Here is a 603-nt window from a genome sequence, read left to right as displayed (position 1 = left end):
ACCGTAATGCCGTAAGGCATTGCCAATTTTTGAGCTATCTGTAGCGCGGTTGATTGGCTGATCACGTTGTTCGGCCATTCAGCTGAACAATCGACCAGATCCTGACACTTACTCCGGCCAGTAGCCCTGACTTCGCGGCGAGAACCACTGATCATCGGTGCCCAGCGGTCTATGTATCCCGTCAGAACAACATCATCACCCAAATTAACGACACAAGGGTCGCCCGGATTCACCCATTGTTGGTTATCACTCCCAGGATAAAGGTCCATCAAGGACAAGCTGAAATCACTGGGTAACCGCTCTATACTGCGAGTGACACGGATATTGTCCCAGCCAGTAATTAGCTTATTGCCAATACGCAGTGTCAGATCATCACTCATGAGTTCAGCGCCTTAAATCGAATTGGCATGAATGCCGGGTGAACAGGAACCGCCATTTTTACCAGTGCATCACCGCGTCGGGCGTCCTGATATAGCCGATTGGCAAGATTAAGTGCGGGTAATGAACGGTTAAAATTGACAACACCCACGCGGGATAGATTCGCGCCGGTCTGCTGTAGCAGCGTGACAATAGAACCTCGTAAATTGGTTAATGCCTGGTATA

Annotated in this window: 1 protein-coding gene and 1 pseudogene; both read right to left on the bottom strand. The window is 49.8% G+C overall.

Translation table 11 applies throughout. The annotated features are described in order from the left end of the window. The coding region (locus AEP37_RS23990) for a phage baseplate assembly protein (RefSeq protein WP_049615689.1) at positions 1-380 on the bottom strand (380 nt) is incomplete at its 3' end. Continuing rightward, positions 377-603, bottom strand: a pseudogene (locus AEP37_RS23985) (hypothetical protein); the annotation flags it as partial. The pseudogene AEP37_RS23985 and the gene AEP37_RS23990, both read right to left, overlap by 4 nt.

The sequence above is a fragment of the Yersinia pekkanenii genome (assembly GCF_001152565.1).
In the GTDB taxonomy this organism is placed as follows: Bacteria; Pseudomonadota; Gammaproteobacteria; order Enterobacterales; family Enterobacteriaceae; genus Yersinia; species Yersinia pekkanenii.
Note: the sequence above shows the minus strand (reverse complement) of the source record. Positions and strands in the feature narration are given on the sequence as shown.